The organism is Dokdonella soli (assembly GCF_039523175.1).
GTDB lineage: Bacteria > Pseudomonadota > Gammaproteobacteria > Xanthomonadales > Rhodanobacteraceae > Dokdonella_A > Dokdonella_A soli.
On the sequence record NZ_BAAAEU010000018.1, the window covers coordinates 1 to 8447 of the forward strand.

The 8447-nt window shown below is 63.6% G+C and carries 8 protein-coding genes; 4 read left to right on the forward strand and 4 right to left on the reverse strand.

The genetic code is table 11. The features are described from left to right. Nucleotides 1–1514 (forward strand): RHS repeat-associated core domain-containing protein (locus tag ABD002_RS12825; RefSeq protein WP_343791699.1); only part of this gene is annotated, 1514 nt, incomplete at its 5' end. Further along, nucleotides 1514–1876 (forward strand): hypothetical protein, encoded by a 363-nt coding sequence (locus ABD002_RS12830; protein WP_343791701.1) that lies wholly within the window; start codon nucleotides 1514–1516, stop codon nucleotides 1874–1876. The genes ABD002_RS12825 and ABD002_RS12830, both read left to right, overlap by 1 nt. A gap of 131 nt (nucleotides 1877–2007) precedes the next feature. On the opposite strand, the gene ABD002_RS12835 is transcribed toward ABD002_RS12830, so the two are convergent. The 4 genes from ABD002_RS12835 to ABD002_RS12850 all read right to left on the reverse strand — a co-directional run bounded on the left by ABD002_RS12835 (nucleotide 2008) and on the right by ABD002_RS12850 (nucleotide 3479). Beyond that, nucleotides 2008–2247 carry a hypothetical protein gene (locus tag ABD002_RS12835; RefSeq protein ID WP_343791703.1) on the reverse strand — a complete coding sequence of 80 codons (240 nt, stop codon included), beginning with the start codon at nucleotides 2245–2247 and terminating at the stop codon, nucleotides 2008–2010. Between the two features lie 247 nt (nucleotides 2248–2494). Next, entirely contained in the window at nucleotides 2495–2788 is a 294-nt protein-coding gene (locus ABD002_RS12840) for a hypothetical protein (protein WP_343791705.1), read from the reverse strand. A 7-nt stretch (nucleotides 2789–2795) separates the two neighbouring features. After that, nucleotides 2796–3104 carry a hypothetical protein gene (locus tag ABD002_RS12845; RefSeq protein WP_343791707.1) on the reverse strand — a complete coding sequence of 103 codons (309 nt, stop codon included), beginning with the start codon at nucleotides 3102–3104 and terminating at the stop codon, nucleotides 2796–2798. A gap of 12 nt (nucleotides 3105–3116) precedes the next feature. Continuing rightward, nucleotides 3117–3479, reverse strand: a complete 363-nt coding sequence (locus ABD002_RS12850; protein WP_343791709.1) for a helix-turn-helix transcriptional regulator — start codon at nucleotides 3477–3479, stop codon at nucleotides 3117–3119. A gap of 143 nt (nucleotides 3480–3622) precedes the next feature. Here ABD002_RS12850 and ABD002_RS12855 point away from each other — a divergent pair, with 143 nt between their 5' ends. Continuing rightward, nucleotides 3623–6733 carry a CHC2 zinc finger domain-containing protein gene (locus ABD002_RS12855; protein ID WP_343791711.1) on the forward strand — a complete coding sequence of 1037 codons (3111 nt, stop codon included), beginning with the start codon at nucleotides 3623–3625 and terminating at the stop codon, nucleotides 6731–6733. Nucleotides 6734–6736: 3 nt separating this feature from the next. Further along, nucleotides 6737–7765, forward strand: a complete 1029-nt coding sequence (gene xerC / locus ABD002_RS12860) for a site-specific tyrosine recombinase XerC (protein ID WP_343791713.1) — start codon at nucleotides 6737–6739, stop codon at nucleotides 7763–7765. The last annotated feature ends 682 nt before the right edge of the window (nucleotides 7766–8447 follow it).

Below are 8447 nucleotides of genomic sequence, written 5' to 3' on the forward strand. Positions count from 1 at the left end.
ACACGCTGACGTTCGGCAACACTCGCACGCTGACCAAGACCTACGACCAGGACTATGCGATCTCCTCGATCGCGAGTTCGATCAGCGGTGGCCTGATGCTCGGGCTGGGGGTCGACGTGATGGGCGATATCACCCGTGCCAGCGCCAGCCTCAATCCAGCCACGCCGGACCGCCGCTATGCCTACGATCCGTTGTATCGCTTGACCACGGCGCAAACCGGCGCGACACCCCCGGCGCCCCTGGAGAACTACAGTTACGACAAGACCGGCGATCGGCTGAGTGCGAGCCTGAATGGAGGAACCGCACAGGCCTACACCTACACGGCTGGTACGCACCAGCTCGCGAGCGTCGGCGGCACGGCACGCAGCGTTGATCCGAACGGCAATCTGACGGCGCCGAACACCGGGGCCTTCCCCTCATTCACCTACGACAACCGCAATCGTCTCAGTGGCGGCACGCTGTCGCAAACGAACCCACCGCCTTGCGATCCGGACACCGGATGCCACCCGACTCCCACTTTGTCGACCGTGGTCACCTATACGTACGACGGCCGCGGCCAGCGCGTGAACAAGACGCGGAGCGATCTCACCGACGGCGCTCTCTTCCGCACGACCACCAACCTGCTGTTCGGCTACGACGAAGGCGGCCGCCTGCTCGGTGACTATGCAAAGACCGGCGCGGTGCAGGACGAGTACGTCTACCTCGACAATGTGCCGATCGCTGTCGTTGCCGGCGGCTCTCTCTACGCCATCGAGACCGATCAGCTCGGCACGCCGCGGCTCGCGTTCAACCCGGCGACCAATGCGACAGTGTGGAGCTGGGATCCGCTGGCGAGTACGTTTGGGACGAATGCACCGACCGGATCGCTGACGCTGAATCTGCGCTTTCCCGGCCAGTACTTTGACGCGGAGACGGGGCTGCATTACAACTACAAACGGGATTACGAGTCGGCGACGGGGCGCTACACCGAAAGCGATCCTCTTGGACTCGACGGCGGAATCTCTACCTATGGCTATGCGAGTTCGCAGCCGCTAGGAAAAATAGACCCATCTGGAATGCTGTCCTTTGGTCCGACATGTAGCGCTACTAAGCGCATACAGATTGCCGTGGCGCTAATAGATATGGGCGCGGAGCTTCTGAAGAATGCTTGCGGAAGTTCGGGAGGCAGCGGAGGGGGAGGCAGTTGCAGTAGCGGACATTGCATGCCCTGCGAACAAGCCAGGAAAATTCTTGAGTGGTATTTGACTACGGCGACGATAGATTGCAATCTGAGTTTTGCGTGCGGCTTGACGGCACCACACCTGAGTACGACAAATATGAGTCTCAGTGGGTCTTATATTTCGACCGGCCGACCTGAAGGATGCGGTTGTCTCTCGTCAACTTTGCTTCATGAGGCGCTGCATATAAATCATGAGATTGCGGGAACGCACAGCGATGACGATGGGGCTGAGGAAAACAATACAAGAAGAGAGACGAAGAAATGTATCAGTTGCGCCAGGAGTGATTTTAAGTAATGAAAATCTACCTAAGAGCAACGGCCGCGGCTTTACTTCTTAGTATTTTGATGCAGGCATGTGGCGCAGAAACGGGCGAGCGTGTCGCGCAATTGTCTCCTAAATTAGATTTTCTAAATCAGCAGTTTAATCACTGCAAAGCTTTGCCTGCGGAAGGGGTTAGTTTGACCTCGCGAGAGTCATGTCTCATCGAGAAACTGAGAGAACGTTGCGATATAGCGGATGATTGCTTGGTATCTTGTATTGCCAGTGGTCAAGGGAGAGAGGTCGGAGGTGGTTGCTGGCATATTTGCTTTGAAGTTAAGAATGATCTTTCTAAATGGAAGCCTCCCCAGGGCATGGATAGCTGCCCTCACCAATAGCCGAAAGTCTCAACGCCGCCCAGCGCGGGCGCTGTGCTTTACCGACTCACCTGAGCGAGCATCGAGTCGAGCACTTCGGCGATGACGCGTTGCTTGGCCTTGGGCAGCGCGCTCCAGCTGCCGGGTTGTGTTTATCGCCGAGTGATCTCGATGAGTTCGATATCTTTGCGCAGCAGGTCGTTGACCAGGGCGGACAGATCGACGCCTTTGGCATCGGCGAGCGCGGTCAGGCGCGATTGCACGGGATCGTCCAGATACACCGGCAGGTGGAGCTTGGCGCCGGCGCGATGGAACTTGCCGCGTTGGCCTTTGGCAAAATCGGAAAAGGGGACGGAGGAATTATCCGTTTGAATTTGCCATTCACATCGCACGCGGCCGCAGAGCGACAGCGGGAAAAGGGGACGGAGGAATTATCCGTTTGAATTTGCCATTCACATCGCACGCGGCCGCAGAGCGACGGACGATTAAGAGTCTCGGCGACCACGGCCTGAAAGCCCGATAGGTTGGGGCGAGCCCGCGAACCCCAACGCACGTTCGATTGATGTAGCAGCAAAGCATTCCCCAGCCCCGCTTCGGCGGGGTTTTTTGTTGACTCTTCCCCTGGTCGCGATCACGCCATCAGGTATCGCTATCGTCGAGAAAATCTCGCGCATCGAGCGCGTCGCTGAGTTGTGCGCAGGCGACACGATAGTCGGTGTAGATCGAGGGGGTGCCGCCGCTGCCAGAGCGATGCGTCACTACAAGTTGTGCGTCGCTGCGGTGAGCTTGTCCATCGATGCTGGGCAAGAGCGTGACCGTCAGCACAGGCTGATCGGCGAGGTCGAGAATCCGTTGCGCATCGTCGACGCTCAGCGTGAGCGCGTAGGTGCATCCGTCGCCCGGGTCGAAGAACGAGGCCTGAAGGCGCGGCATGGTTGCGCTACAGCGTGCGCGCGACTTTGTAGCTCACGAGACCGAAGGTGAAGTTGAGCGCGGCGAGGTACAGCAGCACGATCACGATGAAAGCGCCCTGCGGGGTATAGAGATGATCGAGCAGCAGGTCGAGCCAGCCCTTGGGCAACTGGCCGAACACGTAGCTGGGTAACAGGGCGAGCAGCGTGCAAACGAACGCGAGCACGCAGCGCATCTTGTAGCTGACGGTCTCGCGCCAGCGCTGCATCTGATACCGGGCCAAGGCCAGCAAGAACCGGCAGGCCATTGCCAGCGACCGCCATCGATTGCGTTGCATGAGCGTCCTCCTTTAGCGGCTTGCTTGGGCGAGCATCGAATCGAGCACCTGCATGACGAAGCGCTGCTGCGTCTTAGGCAGCTTGGCGATGCGATCCATCTGCTGTTGTAGCTTGGGCGCTGGCCCGCGTTTGGCGGCCGGCTTGGGATCGGGGCCGACCAGGTCTTCGACCGCGACGCCGAGGGTCTTGGCAATCAGCGGCAGCGAAGACACTTGGATGCGCCGTCGACCGACCTCGTAGGCCGTAATCGTCTGCTGCGAAACGTCGAGCACTTCGGCGAGCTGAACTTGGGTGATGCCTTGCTCCTTGCGTAGCTGCGCGATGCGCGAGCCGAGCTGCGCGAAGAATGCCTTCTCTTGTTTGCTGAGCGCCACGACGGGTACCGCTGTTGGACTGTGCTGTTCCATACGCTACCTCGGCATTGCGTGGTGTTGTTGCGTATACTACCTAAAGTAGTATTATGCGGGCGAGTTATTTGTTGCCAAACCCCCTTGACAGGTTTTTGCGAGGAACACCGATGGCCCGCATCCCCGATGTCGAGATCGAACGCTTGAAGGCTGAGGTGTCGCTGGTGCGGCTGATCGCGTCGGCCGGCATCGCGTTGAAGGCGCACGGGCAGGATGTGATCGGGCGCTGTCCGTTCCACGACGACAAGACGCCCTCGCTGGTGGTGTCGCCGAAAACGAATCTGTGGCATTGCCTCGGTGCGTGCCAGGCCGGTGGTTCGGTGATCGATTGGGTGATGCGGTCGGAAGGCGTGAGCTTCCGGCATGCGGTCGAGTTGCTGCGCAACGACTATGTGCCGGTTGCGGCCGTGTCGGCGGCGGCGCCGGTGAAGCACTCGACGGTGACGAAGCTGGCGACGCCGATCGAACACACCGCCGATGAGCAGCGCGTACTCGGCCAGGTGATCGACTACTACCAGCAGACCTTGCGCGACAGTCCCGACGCGCTCGCCTATCTCGCGACGCGCGGGATCGGTTCGGACGAAGCGATCCGCACGTTCAAGTTGGGCTATGCGAACCGCACGCTCGGCTATCGATTGCCGGCGAAGAATCGGGTCGAGGGTGCGGTGCTGCGCGGGCAGTTGCAGACGCTCGGTCTGCTGCGGCCGTCCGGTCACGAGCACTTCACCGGCTCGCTGGTGATCCCGGTCATCGCGCCGGATGGCGCGATCACGGAAGTCTACGGCCGCAAGATCGGCGAGCGTTTGCGCGAGGGCACGCCGCTGCACTTGTACTTGCCCGGTCCGCATCGCGGCGTGTGGAACGAAGCGGCGTTGTCGGCGAGTCCCGAAGTGATCCTGTGCGAAAGCCTGATCGACGCGCTGACGTTCTGGTGCGCGGGCTATCGCAACGTGACGGCGAGCTACGGCGTCGAAGGCTTCACGGCCGATCACTTGGCCGCGTTCAAACGGCACGGCATCGAGCGCGTGCTGATCGCCTACGACCGCGACGCGGCCGGCGACAGCGCAGCGGAGAAGCTGGCGACATCCCTCATGGCCGATGGCTTCGCGTGTTATCGCGTGCAGTTCCCGAAGGGCATGGACGCGAACGAGTATGCATTGAAGGTCGGTCCGGCGAGCAAGAGCCTGGGCGTCGTGATCCGCTCGGCGGTGTGGCTCGGCAACGGCGTACCGCCGATGCTCACGACGTGCGCGGGCGAGCCGGCCCTTGCGTTGCCCGTGTTGTCGATGGATGCACCCGCGCCGACCTCGCCGGCAATGAGCGCCGTGTCTGCCGCCGTTCCTTCTTTAGCCGCTGCGGTTGAACCGATCGCGGCGTTGCCTGCTGCCGTGATCCCCGATGCGCCGCGTCCTGCGCCGATCGCGGAAGAAAAAGCGGTCGGCAGCGAACACGAGCGCATCGTCACGTTCGGCGACCGGCGTTATCGGGTGCGCGGACTCGACAAGAACACCTCGTTCGAGCAGCTGAAAATCAACCTCTTGGTCTCGCGCCCGAGCTTCGACGGCGTCGGTGAAGCGGTGCACGTCGATACGTTGGACTTGTATCAGGCGAAGGCGCGCAGTGCGTTCGTCAAGCCGGCCGCGGCCGAACTCGGCGTTGGCGAAGCGGTGATCCAGGCCGATCTGGGCAAGCTGTTGCTCGCGCTGGAAGCGGCGCAGGAGGCACAGCGGATCGCCGCGCAGCAGGCGCAAGCGCCAACGCGGGTGGCGTTGAGCGAGGCCGACCATGCGGCCGCGCTGGAGCTGTTGCGCGCGCCCGACCTGATCGAGCGGATCGTCGCCGATGTCGGGCGCTGCGGGATCGTCGGCGAGGCCACGAATGTGTTGATGGGGGTTCTGGCCGGGGTGTCGCGCTTGCTCGATCGGCCGCTCGCGCTGCTGATCCAATCGACCAGCGCGGCCGGCAAGTCGGCGCTGATGGATGCGATCCTGCGCTTCGTGCCGGCGTCGGAGTGCGTGCGCTACTCGGCGATGACCGGGCAATCGTTGTTCTATCTCGGCGAAACCGACCTCAAGCACAAGGTGTTGGCGATCGCGGAGGAAGAAGGTGCGAGTCGCGCAAGTTACGCGTTGAAGCTGTTGCAGAGCGAAGGCGAACTCACGATCGCATCGACCTCGAAGGATGCAACGACCGGCAAGCTGGTCACCGAGGAATACCACGTCGAAGGGCCGGTGATGATCGTGCTGACGACGACCGCGGCCGAGATCGACGAAGAACTGTTGAATCGCTGCCTCGTGCTCAGTGTCGATGAAGGGCGGCAGCAGACGCAGGCGATCCATCACGCGCAGCGCGAGCGGCGCACGTTGGCGGGCTTGCTCGCGCGCACCGAACGCGATGCACTCGTCACGCGCCACCAGAACGCGCAGCGCCTGCTCGAACCGCTCGCCGTGGTCAATCCGTATGCGGACCGGCTGACCTTCCTCGACGATCGCACGCGCACGCGGCGCGATCACGAAAAGTACCTGACCCTGATCGACGCGATCGCGCTGTTGCATCAGCATCAGCGGCCGATCCGCACGCTGGCCCACGGCGAGCGGATGATCCGCTATGTCGAGGTCACGGCCGCGGACATTGCGCTGGCGAATCGGCTTGCGCACGACGTGCTCGGGCGCACGCTCGACGAGCTGCCGCCGCAGACGCGGCGCCTGCTCGGCGCGGTCGGTGCGTTCGTGGCCGACCGCTGCGCGATGCTCGGGATGAGCCGCGGCGATGTGCGGTTCAGTCGGCGCGACGTGCGCGAGGCGACGCATTGGGGCGACACGCAACTCAAGGTGCACTTGGCGCGGCTGGTCGAACTCGAATACCTCTTGATCCATCGCGGCGGCCGTGGCCAGTCGTTCGAATACGAGTTGTTGTACGACGGCGCGATCGAGAGCACCGCGCCGCACCTGGTCGGGCTGATCGACGTGGCTGCACTCGATAACGCGCAGGACTATGACGCCGTGCGGTCGGGGTTGGAGGCCGAGCGGTCGGCCCTCGGTCGGGGTGCGGTCGGCGCGTCGTCGGCGGGTGGTCGAGCGAACGAAACCCCGTTCAACGCGAGCGCGGACGCGGCTTCTTCTTCCTTAGTTGCTGCTTTGGAAGAAACCGCAGTTCCCCGGCGCGTCTCGCGATCGGCGTCGTACCGTAACGGTGCGGGTGTCGCGGCGCGGAGTGCGTAAGCCATGCACCGCCGCAAGCCGCCGACCCCGCGCGCCCGTCCGGCGGATCTCGCCGAGCAGAACGGTCTGTTCCCGTATCTGGTGCGCTTCATTGAACGCACGGCGGCGTTGGGGTTGAGTGGGCAGACCGCAGCGATGCGCGATCGCGAGCTGCGTCGGTTCCTGCGCTGGTGCCGGGAACGCGACATCGAGCGGCCGCAGGACGTGACGCGGCCGATCCTGGAGCGCTACCGCGCGCACCTGTTCCATCGGCGCAAGGCGAACGGCGAGCCGCTCAGCTTCGCGACCCAGCAGTATCGGCTGATCGCGGTGAAGGTGTTCTTCCGCTGGCTGACGCGCGAGAACTTCATCCTGTCGAACCCGGCCTCGGAGCTGGAGCTGCCGAAGGTGGTGCAGCGCTTGCCGCGTCATGTGCTCGGGATCGAGGACATCGAGCGCGTGTTCGCGCAGACGGCGCGCACGGGTGCGCTGGGTGTGCGTGATCGGGCGATCCTGGAGACGTTCTATGCGACCGGCATCCGCCGCATGGAGCTGGCGAACCTGCGCCTGCACGACGTGGATGTGCGCCAGGGCACGGTGCTGGTGCGCGAAGGCAAGGGCGGCAAGGATCGCTATGTGCCGCTCGGCGAACGCGCCGCGTACTGGATCGTGCGCTATCGCGACGAGCTGCGGCCGGAGCTGGTGATCGAGCCGGATCGCGGCGTGCTGTTCCTGCACGAATACGGCGAGCCGTTCCACAAGGATCGCCTGAGCGATCTGGTGAAAAAGTATCTGCGCGCGGCCGGCCTCGATGTGGTCGGTTCGTGTCATCTGTTCCGGCACGCGATGGCGACGCACATGCTCAACAACGGCGCCGACATCCGGTTCCTGCAGGCGCTGCTCGGGCACAGCCAGATGAAGAGCACCGAGGTCTACACGCACGTTGCGATCGACAAGTTGAAAGCCGTGCATGCGGCGACGCATCCGGGGGCGAGGCTCGCGAGCGTGCGAGCGACGCGAGATCCCGACGCTGCGGATGATCGCGACGCGTGATCGCATCCCACCGCCGTCACGGGCCTTGCATGCGCCTGCGCGCTGCGCTCGGTTCACTCGCTCCGCGCTCCGGCGCCGCAAGTCCCGCGCCGGCTGCATCGGCCGTCCCTGGCCGGCTTCGTTCGTCGTCTCGCGCGACCGAACACGCTCGGCTCCTGCCTCGCGATCGTGCGCACCCGCTGCGCGCGTGCGCCATCTTCCTGCCAGCTCAGGCGCCGCCGCTGCGCGCCGGCTTCTTCGCTCGCGGCCATGTTACATAACGCGTCGTTACGCACCGCTGCGCGGTTCGTGCGCTTAAGCGCACTGCGTAACCCGTCGTTATGCAAAATGGCCGCTGTGCGCATCCCTGCGCACATCAAGGTGCGCGGCTCCTGCCGCGCGTGTGCCAGCTCCTGCACGCTGCGCGTCTGCGCGGCATCCTGCCTTGCTCGCGGCGGCTTAACCGCTGCGCGGTTCAAGCCGACCGCGAACCGCGCGCCGCTCTCTTCTTAGCCGCTCGCTCTGGATCGGTCGCGTCCGTGCGCGCTCCCGCGCGCGCATCCCTGCGCGCGAACCCACAAGCGAGCGGCTAAGGTAGAATCGTCCGCCGATGCGCGTAGACGGAAACGCACATCGGGGGTCTCAATCGGAACGGGCGAAGTGCACCAGGTCGCAGCGAAGCTAAGTCCGCAACCGCGTTGGC

Excerpts from the sequence above, each read along its gene's own strand:
- ABD002_RS12855 (WP_343791711.1), top strand. The coding sequence starts at position 3,623 with ATGGCCCGCATCCCCGATGTCGAGATCGAACGCTTGAAGGCTGAGGTG.
- ABD002_RS12845 (WP_343791707.1), bottom strand. The coding sequence starts at position 3,104 with ATGCAACGCAATCGATGGCGGTCGCTGGCAATGGCCTGCCGGTTCTTG.
- ABD002_RS12830 (WP_343791701.1), top strand. The coding sequence starts at position 1,514 with ATGAAAATCTACCTAAGAGCAACGGCCGCGGCTTTACTTCTTAGTATT.
- xerC (WP_343791713.1), top strand. The coding sequence starts at position 6,737 with ATGCACCGCCGCAAGCCGCCGACCCCGCGCGCCCGTCCGGCGGATCTC.
- ABD002_RS12840 (WP_343791705.1), bottom strand. The coding sequence starts at position 2,788 with ATGCCGCGCCTTCAGGCCTCGTTCTTCGACCCGGGCGACGGATGCACC.